General features: G+C 57.1%; 15 protein-coding genes. 10 read left to right on the top strand and 5 right to left on the bottom strand.

Translation table 11 applies throughout. From position 1 onward, the window contains the following. The first annotated feature begins 91 nt into the window (after positions 1–91). The 9 genes from AC2FH0_RS19910 (at position 92) to AC2FH0_RS19870 (ending at position 8,270) form a co-directional block, all read left to right on the top strand. Complete coding sequence (locus tag AC2FH0_RS19910) at positions 92–778, top strand: haloacid dehalogenase type II (protein WP_496704095.1); 687 nt, start codon at positions 92–94, stop codon at positions 776–778. Next, complete coding sequence (locus tag AC2FH0_RS19905; protein ID WP_496709928.1) at positions 778–1,605, top strand: alpha/beta fold hydrolase; 828 nt, start codon at positions 778–780, stop codon at positions 1,603–1,605. The genes AC2FH0_RS19910 and AC2FH0_RS19905 overlap by 1 nt, the downstream gene beginning before the upstream one ends. Next, complete coding sequence (locus tag AC2FH0_RS19900) at positions 1,602–2,576, top strand: threonine ammonia-lyase (RefSeq protein WP_496709927.1); 975 nt, start codon at positions 1,602–1,604, stop codon at positions 2,574–2,576. The genes AC2FH0_RS19905 and AC2FH0_RS19900 overlap by 4 nt, the downstream gene beginning before the upstream one ends. A gap of 57 nt (positions 2,577–2,633) precedes the next feature. Then, positions 2,634–3,422 (top strand): 3-oxoadipate enol-lactonase, encoded by a 789-nt coding sequence (gene pcaD / locus AC2FH0_RS19895; RefSeq protein ID WP_496692936.1) that lies wholly within the window; start codon positions 2,634–2,636, stop codon positions 3,420–3,422. A gap of 12 nt (positions 3,423–3,434) precedes the next feature. Further along, a complete protein-coding gene (locus tag AC2FH0_RS19890) occupies positions 3,435–4,160 on the top strand; it encodes an alpha/beta fold hydrolase (RefSeq protein ID WP_496692935.1) in 726 nt (241 codons plus the stop codon). 73 nt (positions 4,161–4,233) lie between these two features. Then, positions 4,234–5,433: a TCR/Tet family MFS transporter gene (locus AC2FH0_RS19885; RefSeq protein ID WP_496692934.1), complete on the top strand. Its 1,200-nt coding sequence runs from the start codon at positions 4,234–4,236 to the stop codon at positions 5,431–5,433. An 82-nt stretch (positions 5,434–5,515) separates the two neighbouring features. Further along, a complete protein-coding gene (locus AC2FH0_RS19880) occupies positions 5,516–6,610 on the top strand; it encodes a Zn-dependent alcohol dehydrogenase (protein ID WP_496692966.1) in 1,095 nt (364 codons plus the stop codon). Positions 6,611–6,634: 24 nt separating this feature from the next. After that, positions 6,635–7,867 (top strand): mandelate racemase/muconate lactonizing enzyme family protein, encoded by a 1,233-nt coding sequence (locus AC2FH0_RS19875; protein ID WP_496703535.1) that lies wholly within the window; start codon positions 6,635–6,637, stop codon positions 7,865–7,867. A 109-nt stretch (positions 7,868–7,976) separates the two neighbouring features. Further along, positions 7,977–8,270 carry an ArsR/SmtB family transcription factor gene (locus AC2FH0_RS19870; protein WP_142639497.1) on the top strand — a complete coding sequence of 98 codons (294 nt, stop codon included), beginning with the start codon at positions 7,977–7,979 and terminating at the stop codon, positions 8,268–8,270. On the opposite strand, the gene AC2FH0_RS19865 is transcribed toward AC2FH0_RS19870, so the two are convergent. Next, a complete protein-coding gene (locus tag AC2FH0_RS19865; protein WP_425595606.1) occupies positions 8,267–11,263 on the bottom strand; it encodes an ABC transporter transmembrane domain-containing protein in 2,997 nt (998 codons plus the stop codon). The two genes, AC2FH0_RS19870 and AC2FH0_RS19865, sit on opposite strands and share 4 nt — an antisense overlap. Before the next feature lie 244 nt (positions 11,264–11,507). On the opposite strand from AC2FH0_RS19865, the gene AC2FH0_RS19860 reads away from it, so the two are divergent. Continuing rightward, positions 11,508–11,867 carry a DUF3307 domain-containing protein gene (locus AC2FH0_RS19860; RefSeq protein ID WP_496692932.1) on the top strand — a complete coding sequence of 120 codons (360 nt, stop codon included), beginning with the start codon at positions 11,508–11,510 and terminating at the stop codon, positions 11,865–11,867. Positions 11,868–11,887: 20 nt separating this feature from the next. Here the strand turns inward: AC2FH0_RS19860 and AC2FH0_RS19855 are convergent, their stop codons facing one another. From AC2FH0_RS19855 to AC2FH0_RS19840, 4 genes are read right to left on the bottom strand one after another with little or no spacing between them, the layout of a single operon-like run. After that, entirely contained in the window at positions 11,888–12,610 is a 723-nt protein-coding gene (locus tag AC2FH0_RS19855; RefSeq protein WP_496790178.1) for a hypothetical protein, read from the bottom strand. A gap of 55 nt (positions 12,611–12,665) precedes the next feature. Beyond that, positions 12,666–13,970: an NAD(P)/FAD-dependent oxidoreductase gene (locus tag AC2FH0_RS19850; RefSeq protein WP_496690372.1), complete on the bottom strand. Its 1,305-nt coding sequence runs from the start codon at positions 13,968–13,970 to the stop codon at positions 12,666–12,668. Beyond that, the gene (locus tag AC2FH0_RS19845; RefSeq protein ID WP_496790177.1) at positions 13,967–14,641 is read right to left on the bottom strand and encodes a TetR/AcrR family transcriptional regulator; all 675 of its coding nucleotides are present in this window, start codon (positions 14,639–14,641) and stop codon (positions 13,967–13,969) included. Before AC2FH0_RS19845 ends, AC2FH0_RS19850 begins: the two co-directional genes overlap by 4 nt. Next, entirely contained in the window at positions 14,642–16,186 is a 1,545-nt protein-coding gene (locus AC2FH0_RS19840) for a trimethylamine methyltransferase family protein (protein WP_271951550.1), read from the bottom strand. It abuts the gene before it with no gap. Between the last annotated feature and the right edge of the window lies 1 nt (position 16,187).

The following is a 16,187-nucleotide window of genomic DNA, read 5'->3' as shown; positions in this document are numbered from 1 at the left end:
GAAAATTGAGCGGTCAAACCTAGGCAATGAAGCAACATTGTAAACCCTTAGCACTTTTGCAAACCTGCACCGAATGAACGGAGGGGAATTGATGCCGATCACAACCTGCATTTTTGATGCATACGGCACGTTGTTCGATGTGGCCGCAGCCGCAAGGCAAGCTGCATCAGAACCCGGCTTTGAGGCGTTACAGCAGAAATGGCCGGATCTGGCCAATCACTGGCGCCTGAAACAGTTGCAATACACCTGGCTGCGTGCGGTGGCCGATGCACATGCAGATTTCTGGGACGTCACGCAAGACGGTCTGGATTGGGCACTAGAGGCAACGGGGCTGGACCAGCACCCGGCCCTACGCCAGCGCCTGCTTGATCTCTACTGGGAATTGCAGGCCTATCCCGAGGTTCCCGAAATGCTGGCCACCCTGAAGGCCGGCGGGATGCAGACTGCGATCTTGTCGAACGGATCACCGCCGATGCTGGATGGTGCGGTTCAATCCGCAGGGATAAGCGGCGTTCTGGATGATATTCTGTCGGTCGAAAGCGTCGGCGTCTTCAAACCGCATGCCAAGGTTTATGATCTGGTCGCGCAGAGCTTCGGCTGCGAGCGCGACGAAGTCTTGTTCGTCAGCTCAAATGGCTGGGACGCGGCGGGGGCCAGTGGCTATGGTTTCGTCACCGCCTGGGTCAACCGAGCGAACGAACCAATGGATCGGTTGCCATGGCAGCCAACGCATGTACTGTCCGACCTGACATCCATTCCGGAACTTGCAGGACTCTGATGCCCTTTTTTTCGACCAACGACGGCAAACGCCTCTATTTCGAAGACACCGGCAGCGGCAGGCCGGTCCTGTGTCTGGCAGGCCTTACCCGAAACAGCCGGGATTTCTCATTTCTTGCCCCGCACATGACCGATTGGCGGATGATCGCGATGGATTATCGCGGGCGCGGGCAATCCGAGCATGACTCGGATCACGGGAACTATAGCCTGTTACGCGAATCTCAGGACGTGATCGATCTGCTGGATCATCTTGGCCTGGATCAGGTGGCCGTGATTGGGACCTCACGTGGAGGCCTGATCGCGATGACCTTGGCCACCACCCACCCAAAGCGGCTGGCGGCTGTTGTGCTCAATGATGTTGGTCCGGTCTTTAACCCATCGGGCATCGCCAAAATAATGGAATATGTCGGCAAGCAACCGGTCTCGAAAACCTATGACGAGGCCGCGCAGGCGCTTCAGCACATGATGGGCCCGCAGTTTCCAGGGATTTCACTGGAAAGATGGCGGCAGATGGCTGAATTTCAAAATCAGGAAACGACAGAAGGTTTGACCCTGCGCTATGATCCGGCCCTGCGCACAGCGCTGCTGGAACAGGCCGCAGCCGGGGCAATCCCGGATATGTGGATGTTCTTCGAGGCCCTGCACGACATCCCAACGGGTGTCATTCGCGGTGAAAATTCCGATCTTCTGAGCGCGCAGACATTGGCCGAGATGCAGAACCGGCATCCGGGGTTGATCTCGGCTACCGTGCCCGATCGCGGACACGTGCCGTTTCTGGACGAAGCTCAATCATTGGGCGTTATTCGCAAAGTACTGGACGCGGCATGAGCACACTTGAAATGATCGAAGCCGCAGCCCTGCGTCTGCAAGGGCACGTCAGAGAAACACCAATCCTGACCTCTCCGTTTTTGGATGAAATCGCGGGACGCCGCGTGTTGGTAAAACCGGAATGCCTGCAGCACACCGGCAGTTTCAAGTTTCGCGGGGCGTGGTCGGCCATTTCGGGCCTCAGTGAAGCAGACCGAAAGAAAGGTGTGATCGCCTATTCCTCGGGCAATCATGCTCAGGGCGTGGCTTATGCCGCCGCACAGCATGGTATTTCGGCTGTTATCATCATGCCGTCGGATGCCCCAAAGCTCAAAATCGACAACACGCGCGCGCTGGAGGCCGAGGTGGTTCTGTACGACCGCGCCAATGAAAGCCGCGAAGAGATCGGCGAAGCCCTGGCATCCGAGCGCGGCCTGACCTTGATCCGCCCCTATGATGAGCCGCTGGTGATCGCCGGACAAGGCACAACCGGGCTGGAAATCGCGCGTCAGGCTGCTGCTCTGGGTGTGGAACAGGCCGATGTGCTGGTCTGTTGCGGCGGCGGGGGGTTGACCTCGGGTATTGCGCTTGCGCTCGAAGGGCACGCACCCGGTCTGCGCGCTCGCCCCTGCGAGCCCGAAGGGTTTGACGACGTCAAACGCTCATTAGCGCTGGGACGGATACAGAACAACGCGGCCGCATCTGGCAATATCTGCGACGCCATTCTGACCCCGCAACCCGGCGACATCACCTTTCCGATCCTGCAACGGCTGTGCGGTCCCGGCCTGTCTGTGACCGAAGAAGAGGCGATGCGCGCCATGGCTTTGGCCTTTCTGCGCCTGAAGATCGTGCTGGAACCGGGCGGTGCGGTTTCCCTGGCCGCAGCGTTGTTTCGCAGGTCCGAAATTCAAGGAGACGCCGTTATCATTGTCGCATCGGGTGGCAATGCGGACCCGGACGTCTTTGCCAAAGCTATGGAGTTCCTGACCTGACAACCGCCGTCGGTTCCGGCAGCGTGTCAGTTCAGCATGCAAAGACAGAGGATTTTTATGCAGATAGCTGACCTTGGGGATGTACAGCTTCATTACCGGATCGACGGCGACCCACAAGGCGCGCCGATCGTGTTCGCGAACTCGCTGGGCACTGATCTGCGCCTGTGGGACGCGATGCTGCCATACCTGCCTGATGGGCTGCGAGTCATTCGATATGACAAACGCGGGCATGGCCTGTCCTCGGCGCCTCAGGCGCCCTATTCGATGGGGGCGCTGATCCGCGATGCCGAAGGCCTTCTGGATCACCTAAAGGTCCGAGATTGCGTTTTTGTAGGTCTGTCCATCGGCGGGATGATCGCGCAGGGTCTGGCCGTCAAACGCCTGGATTTGATTCGCGGGCTGGTTCTGTCAAATACAGCGGCCAAAATAGCCACCCCGGCGATTTGGGCGGACCGTATAGAAGCCGTCCGGATCGGCGGCATCGAAATGTTAGCCGACTCAACTATGGAGCGCTGGTTCTCGCGGGCTTTCCACGCGTCGCCCCAGCACCTGCTATGGCGCAACATGATGGTGCGGCAACCTGTTGAAGGTTATCTGGGATGTTGCGCCGCCATTTCCGGAACCGATTTTTACACGCCGACAAGTGGCCTGCGTTTGCCGACTTTGGGCATTGCGGGCAGCGAGGATGGCTCTACCCCGCCGGATCTAGTAAAAGAAACCATTGATCTTATTCCCGGTGCCCGTTTCGAATTGATACGCAAAGCGGGCCATCTGCCCTGCGTCGAACAACCCATTGAATACGCGGCGCTACTAAAAGACTTTTTGACTGGCATCGGTCATATCTGAAGGAGCATTGCTTTGGCGGATTTTCTGTTGGTCCATGGCTCATGCCATGGTGCCTGGTGTTGGAGAGATTTGATCCCAGCACTTGAAACACGCGGCCATTCGGTCCGCGCAATTGATATGCCCAGCCACGGATCTGACCCGACGTCGATCGACCAGGTGACCCTGGACAGTTGCCGGAACGCCGTTCTGGCTGCGAGCAGATCGGATACGATCATCGTCGGCCATTCTTGGGGGGGATACCCCATTAGTGCCGCCGCCGAATTGAGACCGGATGCGATGCGCGGACTTGTTTTCCTGTCCGCCTACGTCCCCGAGAACGGATTGTCGATGGTCGAGATGCGCCGGAAATCACCGCGGCAAACAATAGTTGATGCCGTCGAAAAATCGACTGACGGGCTGTCCTATACGGTCAAACCCGATAGCGTGAAGGCCTTGTTTTACCACGACTGCCCGGAAGAGGTCCTGCTTTATGCGCTGGCTCGGCTTTGCCCGCAGGCCATTGCACCTCAGGAGACACGGCTTACCCTGACAGCACATTTTCAGGATATGCCCAAAGCATATATCCGAACACTCGACGACAATACCATCCCGCCTGAATACCAGCACATCATGAGCCTCAGCATGCCCGAGGGAATGCGCCATTCCATCCAAAGCTCTCATTCGCCATTCTTTTCGCACCCTGAAAAACTGGCCGATCTATTGGACGACATCGCGCAGGGCTTTGATACTCTTGACTGATCTGCGAAATCTTGCGGCTTTCCTCTGAACCTGACCCCCGATAGGGTGCCCGAAACTTTCTTTGTCGGTTCCCATGCGCTTACCTTTTCTGTTTGTTCTTGCCACTGTCATGATTGATGCAATGGGGATTGGCCTTGTGCTGCCCATTATGCCCGAGCTCATTATTGATGTTCAGGGTGGTACGCTGGCCAGCGCGGCGATCTGGGGCGGCGTCCTAAGCACCGCTTTTGCAGCGATGCAATTTATCTTTGGACCGATCCTGGGCAACCTGTCTGACGCTTTCGGGCGCAGGGGGGTATTGTTGGTATCTCTGTTTGTTATGTCGTTGGACTATGTGGTCATGGCGCTTGCTGGCAGTATCTGGCTATTACTTGCCGGTCGGATCGTCGGCGGGATCACAGCCGCAACTCATTCCACCGCCGCGGCGTTCATGGCGGATGTGTCGAAACCCCACGAAAAAGCTGCGAATTTCGGTCTGTTAGGGGCGGCATTCGGGGTTGGCTTTGTCCTGGGTCCGGTCATCGGCGGATTGCTCAGCGAATATGGAACCCGTGCGCCCTTCTGGGCTGCCGCAGCGCTTTCGGCGATAACATTCGGCGTCGGTTTGATAGTGATGCCTGAAACGGTGACCGATAAGAACCGGCGCCCGTTCAGCCTGCGCCGCGCTAACCCCGTGAATTCACTGCGTGCCATCGCGGCGCTGCCGGGGATCCGTCCGATGTTGTGGGTCTATTTCCTCTATTCTGTCTCAATCTATGTCTATCCGGCCATTTGGGCCTATTTCACCGCCGAGCGTTTTGGATGGTCACCCCAGATGATTGGTGTGTCGCTGGGTCTTTACGGAATTGGAATGGCCGCGGTTCAGGGCGGATTGATACGCCCTGCCACACGTTATCTCGGCGAACGCGTAACAATCCTTCTCGGGATGGTGTTCGAGATTGTCAGCTTTTTGCTTCTGGCTTTTCTGACCAATGGAATAATCGCGCTGATGCTGATCCCGATCACGGCTATCGGCGCAGTCGCAACCCCGGCAATCCAGGCTCTGGCCTCGCGCGCAACACCAGATTCGCAACAAGGAGAGCTTCAGGGCGTGCTAACTTCACTGCACGCGCTTTCCATGGTGATTTCCCCTCTGGTCATGAGCAGCGTATTTGCCTGGTTCGCAAAGCCCGGCACCGCCATCTATTTTCCCGGCGCGCCGTTTCTTCTGGCCATGTGCCTTATGATTGTCGGCCTTATCCTCTTTTACAGATCTCGCCCCATTTCTGCATAACAACGACATGACGATGACCGTTTCGGCCTTGCAGGTCATTCCGAACCGCGCCACCGTGATTAAAACCGAATACGAGGACATCATGCAATCCATCAAGGCGGCCATATGTCGGGCATTCGACAAACCCCTGGTCATAGAAGACGTGCTGATCGCCCCGCCCGCCGCCGGCGAAGTCGAGGTCACCCTAGATGCGGTTGCGATCTGCCATTCCGACATTTCTTTCGCCAGCGGCGCCTGGGGTGGATTCCTGCCCGCTGTATATGGCCATGAGGCCGCGGGTGTGATCACCGCAACGGGCGGCATGACCGAAGGGTTCGAGGTTGGCGATTCCGTCGTGGTGACGCTGATCCGTGCATGCGGTTCCTGCCCCTCCTGCGCGGGTGGCAAGCCAACCTTATGTGAAACACCCCACGACACTGTAAAAGGTCCGTTGCGCACCGCTGACGGGGGCCCGCTGGAGCAAGCAATGGCGTGCGGGGCTTTTGCCGAAAAAGTCGTGGTCAGCCACCGGCAGATCGTGAAAATCCCCGAGGACATGCCGAAGGATGTGGCCAGTCTGCTGTCTTGCGGGGTGATCACCGGTGTGGGCGCTGCCGTGAATGCAGCCGGTCTGCGCCCGGGTCAGGATGTCGTCGTGATCGGGGCCGGAGGCGTTGGCCTGAACGCCATACAAGGCGCACGGATTGCGGGTGCCCGGCGTATCGTTGCTGTCGACATGACCGAGGACAAACTGGCCATTGCAAAGGAATTTGGTGCAACCCACGGCGTTCTGGCCACTTTGGACGCACCATGGAAGGCAGCTTACCGCGCACTTGGCGGTCGAGGGGCCGATGCCGTGCTGATCACAGTCGGTGCAATCCCGGCCTATGACCAGGCCGTTCGCTATCTTGGCCGAGGCGGTAAGGCCATCATGATCGGGATGCCCCATTCCGGCGACATGGCAAGCTATGAACCTGTTGTCCTGGCCGCACTTGGTCAGGGGCTGATCGGGTCAAAGATGGGGGATGTGGTGATCCAACGTGATATTCCCTGGATGATCGACCTCTATGAACAGGGGCGGCTGAGGCTGGATGAACTGATCTCGGGCCGCTGGCCCTTGTCGCAAATCAACGAGGCGATTGCGGATACCAAAACCGGATCGGCCAAACGAAACGTCATCATGTTTGACAGGGCCTAAGCAGCCCCGGCTGGAGTATATCCTATGAAACTGCAGGATCTCGATATCATTGTCACGGCCCCCCCTGCTCCGGGTTGGGGTGGCCGGTACTGGATACTGGTAAAGGTTACTACCGACACAGGCGTCACCGGTTGGGGCGAATGCTATGCCTCATCCATTGGACCTGAAGCTATGTGTCACGTAATCCGGGATGTCTTTGAACGGCATATGCTCGGCGAGAACCCCGAGAATATCGAGCTTATGTTCCGCCGCGTCTATTCCAGCGGCTTTACCCAGCGCCCCGACCTGACCGTAATGGGTGCGTTTTCAGGGTTGGAAATCGCGTGTTGGGACATTCTGGGTAAAGATCGCGACCGTCCGGTTTATGCGCTTTTGGGTGGGCTGGTTAATCAACGCATCCGGGCCTACACCTACCTTTACCCCCTGCCCCGGCATGACCTGGCCGACTTTTGGACTTCGCCCGACCAGGCCGCGGAATGTGCAGCTGAAATGGTGAGCCGAGGCTTCACGGCAGTAAAATTTGATCCCGCTGGTCCCTACACGATCCGTGGCGGGCATATGCCTGCTATGTCCGACATCTCGATGTCAGTTGCCTTTTGCAAAGCGATCCGTGAAGCGGTCGGCGACAGGGCCGACCTGTTGTTTGGCACCCACGGTCAGTTCAACACCGCAGGCGCAATCCGGCTGGGTCAGGCGCTGGAACCCTATTCACCGCTTTGGTTCGAAGAACCTACCCCACCTGACATGATCGAAGACATGGCCCGCGTCGCTCGCAACGTGCGAATACCCGTGGCAACCGGGGAACGCATGACCACCAAAGCCGAATTCGGTGCAGTTTTGCGCGCAGGTGCTGCAGAAATCCTGCAACCCGCCCTTGGGCGTGCAGGTGGGATATGGGAGATGAAGAAAGTCGCAGCCATGGCCGAGATATTCAACGCCCAGATGGCTCCGCATCTCTATGCTGGTCCAGTTGAATGGGCCGCCAATATCCATCTGGCAGCCTCAATCCCAAATCTGCTGTTGCTGGAAACCATTGATACGCCGTATCACGACGCTTTGATCAAAGGTTCACTGCGCGTTGAAAATGGCTTTGTCGTGGCACCGAATGCGCCAGGGTTGGGGATCGAAGTGGACGAAGATCTGGCCCGCTCACACCCCTATACCGGCGATGGGTTGCACCTTCAGATGCAGGAAGAACCTTGCGACTATGCCAACGGCAACGCCTTTCAGGGCGGTGCCCCTGCTGCAAAGGGGTGACAAGTACTGAAATTCTGAGTCATATTGCGCCAAAGCCAAGTTTGGAACCAATACGCACGTGACAGTTCAAGACCACGAAACACTGAATTCGGACGAAACTCCGCCCGGCATGCAGGAAAGTGCAGCACGTGCCGCCGCGTACCTTAAGACGCTGGCGCATGAAGGCCGCCTGATGATTTTGTGCCATCTGGGTGATGGCGAGAAATCGGTTGGTGAGCTGGAAAAACTGCTGCAAATCCGGCAGGCCGCAGTCAGTCAGATGTTGGCACGCCTACGAGAAGAACAGCTGGTGTCGACACGGCGCGATGGCAAAACCATCTACTATTCCCTGCAGGACGGAAATACAGCGAAAGTCATCCAGCTGCTATACGACCTGTTCTGCAAACCTGAAGCCAACCCCTAGTTCGAAACATAGCCGGCGATCACCTGCATCAGCTTGAAAGCGGTTGCGGCATCGTTTTCGACCACGGCCAGGAATTCTTCCTCACCGATACGAAGACAAGACAGGTCGGTTTCCGCGATCATGCTCAGGGCGCGGGGTTCCTTTCGGATCAACCCCAACTCTCCGACCAATGCGCCGGAGCCAACCGTTGCGATCAGTTGATCGGGACCTTCTGGTTGCGGCAAATACAGGCCTGCCTCGCCTTCCAAAACGACATAGGCCCCATCGGTGGGCTGGTCGTCTTTCAGGAACACCACCTCTCCCGGTTGAGCCTGGAACCAGCGCGCACCAAATGCCAGAAGGCGCAGCTGCCTGCGGTCAAGACCGGAAAACAGCGGCGTCTGTTCCAGCGCACGAAGCTTGCGCGCCAAATCGGCTGATGCTGCGCTATCTTCTTCCACGTCGGCGGGTCCTTCGTCTGAAACCACACGACCTTGCCTTATTTCTATGAACATGTCGAATACGTCAGGGTTTTCGTACTGATCGTTCAGATAAATCACCGTCGCATTTGGCAATAGGGCGCGCAGGTTCTTATAGACCGCAATCTGAGTTTCCATGTCATAGCTTGCCAAGGCATTATCAAGGATCAGAATGTCGGGTTTCTTGATCGTAGCCCGCGTAAAGGCCAAAGGTTCGGCGAAAACCGCAGGCAGGTTCTGCCCGCCCAGCGAGACCGGTACATCGTAAATCAGCTCGACCACCAAAGGTCGGGCTCCGTTTTCAGAAAGGACATCAACGATCAGCTTACGGACCTCATCGGATCGCGCGCCGCCGATCTGGCTGACCTTACCGAACAAAGCGTTCTCCATCACGGTCAGACCGGGGGCAAACTCGGTTTCCTTCAGCGGCACGAAGACATCATTCAGATGTTGCAGCAGCTTTTCGGAGTGGCTTTGCCGCAATTCAAGTATGCGGTTTTTCAATTCATCCGTAAACGCGGGGCCAATCTGTTCAGCCGAGATGACAAACGGAACCGCCAGAAGGTTGGCCAGTTGCCCATCATCCAGACCGCTGACACCTTCGTTTCGGGTGCGCTCTACCAGTTCGACGGCAGCTTCGTAGACTTCGGCCTGCAGGCCAAGCTTGCGGAACAACGGGTGGTCCGTGCCGTCCAACCCAAAGATCTGGCGCAACATATCAATGACATCGCGCGTCAGGCTGACCAGGGTTTCGTCCAAGCCCAGCTCGCGCAGCTGCCCCAAAAACACGCCCTGTCGGGTCAGTATTTCCTGAGTGACCGGAACGCAGGGAGTCGCGAAAAGCAGGTTTTCCGCGACCGGCAAGGCCGCATTATATGCATTGCGGTCAAAGATCAGAGCCTGCTGTTGCAGCCCAGCCTTGACCACCGCCTCCTGAACTTTGGGCCGTAGTTCAACCAGTTTTCTGACCAACTCGGGGTGCTCGTTGGCTTCGAATGTCTGTTCAGCACCGCGCTGAAACAGGGCAGCGCCCGAACCTAGACCGTCGATCAGTTGTAACCACCAGTCGCGCAGGTCTTCCACGGTGTTCAAACCAGCCAGCGACGGGTCCAGCCAATCAACTCTAAACGGGTCGGTACTGTTGCCCGCTCGTCTTGTTTCAGCAAAGCCGGGGTCGTCTGATTCTGTCGACAGAGGACGAAGACGCATCGGCATCATCACATTGTCGCCCAAAGTTCCCTGAAACATAACCGGTCGCGATGAGGCAAAACCGATCCGCGCAGCAATGACCCCCTGATGCAGCTTTGACAAATCTTCCTGCCCGACCGTTACCCTGCCGGAACTGGGCAGAATCTCTCGGGTCAGCAATTCCGAAACCGCACGCCGGTCTTCTTCGCTGGGCGCAGCGATTCCGATGGTTTTACCGCCTGGGAATGTCAGATCGAGGTCGTCCAGAACCAGATTCCCGTCCATGTCACGAACAGACGCATGTTTCAAAACAATATCCCCGTCCAGCCTGGGATGTTTGTCGGGCTCGCCCTCGAACAGGCTTTCGTCCTGCATTCCAGAGGGCGCAAAGCGTTCGATCACAACATCCCAGCGCAAGGACATATCTTGTGTCTGATTGTAATAGGTCAGCAACTCTTTCCAAGGCGAACTGAGATCCTTGTAAGCCGCCAAAGCCGCAACCAACGCACCCAACGAGACCGAGCCCTGCAAGACCAGAATGCCGCCAACCAGATAGAACAGGAATGGGGTAAGCTGCGAAATGAAGTTGTTGATGAACTTCATAAAGAACTTTTTCTGGTAGATATCGAAGCGGATTTCAAACAACCGGCCCAGCTGATCCGAGATCATGGCCCGGCGATACCGCCAGCCACCATTTGCCCGCAGCGTTGACGCACCTGCTGCGTTTTCACCAATCTGTGCAGCCAGCACGCGCACTTCCTGGATGCGGCTTTTGTTCAACAGATTGATCTGGCGCTGCAGCTTTGGGATCAACCAGGCCTGTAACGGGATCAGGGAAACGGCAGCAAGCCCGAACCAAAAGCTCTGTAGGAACAGGAAGGACAGGATCGTGATCATCTGTCCCGCCTGCAATACCGGCTGGCTGATCGCATCGCCCATCAGCCCACCCATCGGCTCGCTTTCAGCGGTGATCATCGACACCATTTCGCCTTGGCTGACCCGTTCGAAATAGGGTTGCGGAAATCTCAAGGCGCGGCTGATCATCTGATACCGGAATCGGCGCAGCATCCGTTCGCTCAGGACGCCTTTCATGGTGTTGATGCGCATTTTCATCAAACCATGCGCCAGAACGGCGAGCAGAAACCCAATGCATAATATGATCAGAAAATTCGTTTGCGACAGGCTGTAGCCCAGCACATCAACAACAGGGGTCGCAGCCCCGATCGCGTCATTGATGATGCGCTTGGGCAGTTCCAGCGTCAGGTAAAGCAGCGGAAACAAAGACGTGGTTACGGCCAGCAAAATCAGCTGGTCGCGCTTTGAATATTTCCAGATAAAACGGAAAATCGTGCGTTCTATGGAACCTGCCCCTGCTGCGGATCACTGACCCGGTCTTTACGAAATTCTCGTAAATTCAACAGCCTGAATTTACCGCAATCAAGCCTGCAGACGCAAATAGTTTCCGAATTGAACAGATATTTGCCGAATGTGAACAAGTTCATTTGCGCAACCTCACATTAGCCCCTACTGTTCGCTTTAGGACGATATCGGGAGGAGTCTTTTGCCTGCCACATTAGGCACTGTGTTATTGATGCTCTGCTTATTGCAGATCAAACATATGTTTGCAGATTTTTACCTCCAGACGCCCAAGATGCTGTCAGGCCGGGGTGAGTATTTTCACTGGGGACGCGCGCAACATGCTGCTGTGCATGTTGTTGGTTCGGTATTGGTTTTTTTGGTTTTCGGCGCTCCGCTGCCGTTTATCCTGATCATTGCCGCGCTAGAGTGGATAGTTCATTTCAACATCGATTTTGCCAAAGCCAGCTATTCCGACAAAAAACAGCTTATGCCGACTCAGGCAGCCTTTTGGCGGGCAGCCGGGCTGGATCAGTGCATGCATAATCTGACCTATGTGGCAATGGTCTGGGCCTGGGCGACATTCGCGGCCTGAACCAGAAATACCACAGCAATTCAGAGCTGAGAGGCCGATGGATAGAGCGATAGCCACCGTTGGTCCAAGGCATCAATCTTCTGCGGGTCGAACTCGGTCTCAACCTCCCAGTACCGTCCAGACTCCACGAAATATCCAAGATCCGACTCCGACCGTATGATCTCAGCCATCCCCGATGTAGAAGGCATCTCGACCGAAGACAAATCTTCGCTGCTGGCCGAGGGGTAAACCAGTCGGCTTGGCCCTTCGGACAATCGCACTGTGCGACAGCCCTGCGCTGCAGCAAACAACCCTAGTCGCGCCGACTTCGCCTCGAGCAGTCGCAAGGTCACATCGGGTCGCAACGGATCTGCGGCTCCGTTGCCGTAGAAATGCGTCCGACCCTGTCCGGAATAGATCATATCGCAACCGCAATAAGCCAGAACCGAGGGCTGTAATGCAGACAAAGCCCAGTATCCGGCGGTAAAGGCCATCGTTCCCCCGGCATAGACAAATCCACCGAAACCGTTCTGTATCGGAACGTATTCATTTGCAGTGACTATACGCTGAATGTCACTGACAGATGTGGGCATGTTCTTGGTCGGGAAATCCTCAGGGTGGATCAGAAAATCCCAGTCTGCGCGGACCCGCCAGGCATTGTTGATAGCGACTATATGCGTGAACGGCATACGCGCCCAGTCCCGCGCACGCAGCGCGGTGGGGGCGCTGCCGAGGATCAGAACCTTGTTCTTCGATTTGGTCATTATGCGTCCGGGCTCAACTCGATCCCTTGAATGCTAGTGCATCAGGACGCGTCGGCTAGCCCAAAACGGAAAAACTGCTTTCTTTGTTGATCGGGCGCTTGCGGGAATAGAAACCGACATCGATTGTGCGTCCAATATAGGGCAGTTCAAATTGTAGCGGCGCACTGTCATGATCCGCGCCGTCTTCGCAATACCCGATCAGCGCCGTCATCATCTTGCCTGCAATCGGCGCGTTCTTGTACTGATTTCCACTGGATCCGCAGGCCATATAAAAACCGGGAAGGCTGGATTTGTCATAGATCGGAATCCAATCCGTCGAAGCATCATACAGGTCCACCACACCGCGGGTCTTGGAAGGGATGCCAAGGCTGGGCACTCTCTGGGCATAGCGCATCGCTTGTGTCGTCCACTGGTCGGTAAAGTCGCGATTATAGGTTACGTCATCTTCGCACCATTGATGTGGGTCGCATTCGGGGTCTTCCGAGCCCACCAGGATGTGGTTGCCATGCTCAGGCCGGCAATAGCAGGCGATATCGCTGTCTGAAACGATTGTGCCGTCATTTTCAAAGTCAAACCCCTCGGGCGCAGGGACGTGAACGACCTCTTGGCGCAAGGGGCGGGTCTGAATGGTCATGTCATCCAGAACATCGGCCATCCCGTTGATGATGGCCGAACCCGGCCCGGCTACGTTAACCACAACTTTCGCATGAATGTCTTCTCCCGATGCCAACCTGACACCAGAAACTCGCCCGCCATCAGTCAAAATCTCGACCACTTCGGCCCCGGTTCGCACTTCGGCCCCGTGCTGTTTGGCGGCATCCATCAGGTTCTGTGCCGATAGGGCCGGATCGGTGACATACCCGGCCTGAGGCCAGTAAACGCCGCCTTGCATCTTGCGTCCGTTGGGCTGCCCAAACTCGGGGTCATCCATGCGACGAGCGGGGGCAAAACTGTCCTGCGAATAGACCGGCAGCCGGTCGGTGACCTGTTCGGGGGACCATTCCTCGAACGGGCAATTCAGCGCGGAACTGTTCTTCATGTGTTTTTCCAGCAGCCCGTTCGCCTCGGTCTTCATGACCAGACAGCCGGTTTCGCGGAATTGGGCCAGATCGGCGCCTTGCGGTAGGCCAAGATACTCGGCCCAGTCGCGCCAATAATGATAGCCTTCCCAGGCGAATGCCGTGCCGTCAAAGGTGGAATAATGCATCCGGATGATCGCGCAGGACCCGGCGGTTGAGCCATGGCCAACCTGAGCGTTCCGGTCCAGAGATACGGTTTTCCACCCGGCCTTGGCCATTTCGAACGCGATGGCCGCCCCGATCACGCCTGTTCCGATGATGATTGCATCTGGTTGACTCATGATGGCTCTCCTTTCCAGTGATGGCGCGAATAGGCGCTGAATTCTTCCACTTCCTCTGGCCTCGGCTCGACCCCGGTGAAGACATATAGATAATGCGGCACCATTGATATCCGCGTGGACATCGGTTCATTCAGCTGCGCCAGATCGTATCCTATCTGCATGTAATACAGCACGCGCGCGCGGGTTTCCGCCTCGACCTCGGAATAGCCAAAGCGGGCAAACATGGCGTGCAGCGCTAGCAACCGTCGCGCGTCAGACTGGTCCAGCGCGCGCCGCACCTTGCCCGATTTGCGCGCCCAGTCGCGCACCGCGAAATCCAGCGCGGTGTCAAACAGGTCGGTATTGACGACACAGCGATGCACATTGCACACCGCACCGGTTATCGTCTTTGCCGGAGCTTCAGCCTGCGCGACCATTGCCGCGGTATTGGTGGCCTGCCACCGTGCCAGAAGAGCATCCAGCAGTTCCTGGCGCGATTTGAAGTACCAATAGAAGGACGACCGAGACACGGCCATCCGTTCCGCCAGATTCATCACCTTGATCTGATCGACCCCGTCCGAGATTAGCACATCCAACGCCACGTTCAGCCAGTCGTCGCGCGTGACCTTGATATTGCCGATCAGCGGTTCAGCTTCCGGGTCGTCCCGGTGCAGTATGGGTTTCGTATTCATTTAACTCTCCGGCGGCGCGCCGCCCTCTTCGGTACGTTTGGCAATAAAGTCTTTCAGCGCGCCAATCTGGTCGCTGTTTTGCTCAGGTGGCTGAAAATTGGCCAAGATTTCCTTCCATACACCGGTCGCACGACTGTTTGCGTCCAACGATCCACGCTCGGCCCAGGTGCCGAAATTGGCATAATCATGGACATGTGGCTCGTAGAATTCTGTATTGTAGCGTTCCATCGTCTGGCTGGATGCAAAGAAATGTCCGCTGGGCTCAACCTCGCTTAGCGCAGTGTCGAACCCAATTTCAGCCTCGCCAGCCTGCACCCCGGCGCACAGCTCGGCCACCATGTTCAACACTTCGGCGTCGCAGACCAGTTTTTCAAAGGACACGGTCAATCCGCCCTCTAGCCATCCCGCCGAGTGAATGATCACCGTCGCCCCAGCCATCAGGCACCCCCATAGGCCAAACTGGTTTTCATTTGCCGCCTGCACATCATTGATGTTCGAAGCCGAGCCCGCAGCCGAGCGCCACGGCAGGCCCAGATGCCGCGCCAACTGCCCGGCCGCCAGTGAGGCCTGAAAATGCGAGGGCGTTCCAAAGGCCGGAGCACCGGATTTCATATCCACATTGCTGGTGAAAGTGCCATAGCACACAGGCGCACCGGGACGCGCCAATTGCGTCAGAGTCAGTGCGGCCAACGCCTCGGCATGGGACAGGGTGATGGCCCCCGCCACCGTGATCGGTGCCATCGCCCCCATCAGCGTAAAGGGCGTGATGATTGACATCTGCCCGTGGCGCGCAAAGTCGATCAGCCCCTGCGCCATCGGTATGTCCAGCGTGCGCGGGCTGTTCGTGTTGATGATCGTATAGCTGTGCGGGTGGGTCCTAAATTCGTCATCCGACAGGCCGCGCGCGGTCGTCAGCATCTCAAAGCAATCCATCACCTGCGGCGTTCCGCGCGAGAAGAAGAATGGGAACTTGTCTGTCAGCTCCATCTGCGCCTGCGTGGTGAAATAATGCCGCAGAGGGGTCGGCACATCCTGCGGTTCGACCTGCGGCGAGATCATTTGAAAGACGTCGAAATGATGGGTGAGCTTCAGAAATTCCAGATAGTCCTGCCCCGTCGCCGGGCGACGCCCGCGCACCAGATCGGTGGCATTGGGGGCCCCTGCCCCCGGTTGAAACACAAGGCTACCCAGTTCCAGCGTGAAATCCCGGTGCGACGCACCGGCTCGGCAGGTGATGGATTTCGGGGCCGAGGCAACGGCGGCCTCGACCATGTCGCGACCAATAAAAACCATTTCGCTATCGACATCAACGCGCGCGCCAGCTTTGGCAAAAATGCTCCGCGCCTCAGGCAGCAGCACCTTGATGCCCAACTCTTGCAACAAACGCAGCGCGGTTTCGTGCATGTCAGCGATCTGATCCGCCGGAAACACCTCCATCACCGGGAATGGATTCCTCAGCTGGCGGTAGTCGACCTTGCGGTTGGTCGCAGGCGCGGCATCAGCGCCACGCCCTCGCCTTCGCCGTCCACGTTCGGGGTTGGTCATT

Source organism: Ruegeria sp. CDSC051, assembly GCF_059610665.1.
This window is presented reverse-complemented; position numbering and strand designations above follow the sequence as displayed.

Excerpts from the sequence above, each read along its gene's own strand:
- AC2FH0_RS19910 (WP_496704095.1), top strand. The coding sequence starts at position 92 with ATGCCGATCACAACCTGCATTTTTGATGCATACGGCACGTTGTTCGAT.
- AC2FH0_RS19905 (WP_496709928.1), top strand. The coding sequence starts at position 778 with ATGCCCTTTTTTTCGACCAACGACGGCAAACGCCTCTATTTCGAAGAC.
- AC2FH0_RS19900 (WP_496709927.1), top strand. The coding sequence starts at position 1,602 with ATGAGCACACTTGAAATGATCGAAGCCGCAGCCCTGCGTCTGCAAGGG.
- pcaD (WP_496692936.1), top strand. The coding sequence starts at position 2,634 with ATGCAGATAGCTGACCTTGGGGATGTACAGCTTCATTACCGGATCGAC.
- AC2FH0_RS19885 (WP_496692934.1), top strand. The coding sequence starts at position 4,234 with ATGCGCTTACCTTTTCTGTTTGTTCTTGCCACTGTCATGATTGATGCA.
- AC2FH0_RS19880 (WP_496692966.1), top strand. The coding sequence starts at position 5,516 with ATGCAATCCATCAAGGCGGCCATATGTCGGGCATTCGACAAACCCCTG.
- AC2FH0_RS19875 (WP_496703535.1), top strand. The coding sequence starts at position 6,635 with ATGAAACTGCAGGATCTCGATATCATTGTCACGGCCCCCCCTGCTCCG.
- AC2FH0_RS19870 (WP_142639497.1), top strand. The coding sequence starts at position 7,977 with ATGCAGGAAAGTGCAGCACGTGCCGCCGCGTACCTTAAGACGCTGGCG.
- AC2FH0_RS19860 (WP_496692932.1), top strand. The coding sequence starts at position 11,508 with ATGCTCTGCTTATTGCAGATCAAACATATGTTTGCAGATTTTTACCTC.
- AC2FH0_RS19855 (WP_496790178.1), bottom strand. The coding sequence starts at position 12,610 with ATGACCAAATCGAAGAACAAGGTTCTGATCCTCGGCAGCGCCCCCACC.
- AC2FH0_RS19850 (WP_496690372.1), bottom strand. The coding sequence starts at position 13,970 with ATGAGTCAACCAGATGCAATCATCATCGGAACAGGCGTGATCGGGGCG.
- AC2FH0_RS19845 (WP_496790177.1), bottom strand. The coding sequence starts at position 14,641 with ATGAATACGAAACCCATACTGCACCGGGACGACCCGGAAGCTGAACCG.
- AC2FH0_RS19840 (WP_271951550.1), bottom strand. The coding sequence starts at position 16,186 with ATGACCAACCCCGAACGTGGACGGCGAAGGCGAGGGCGTGGCGCTGAT.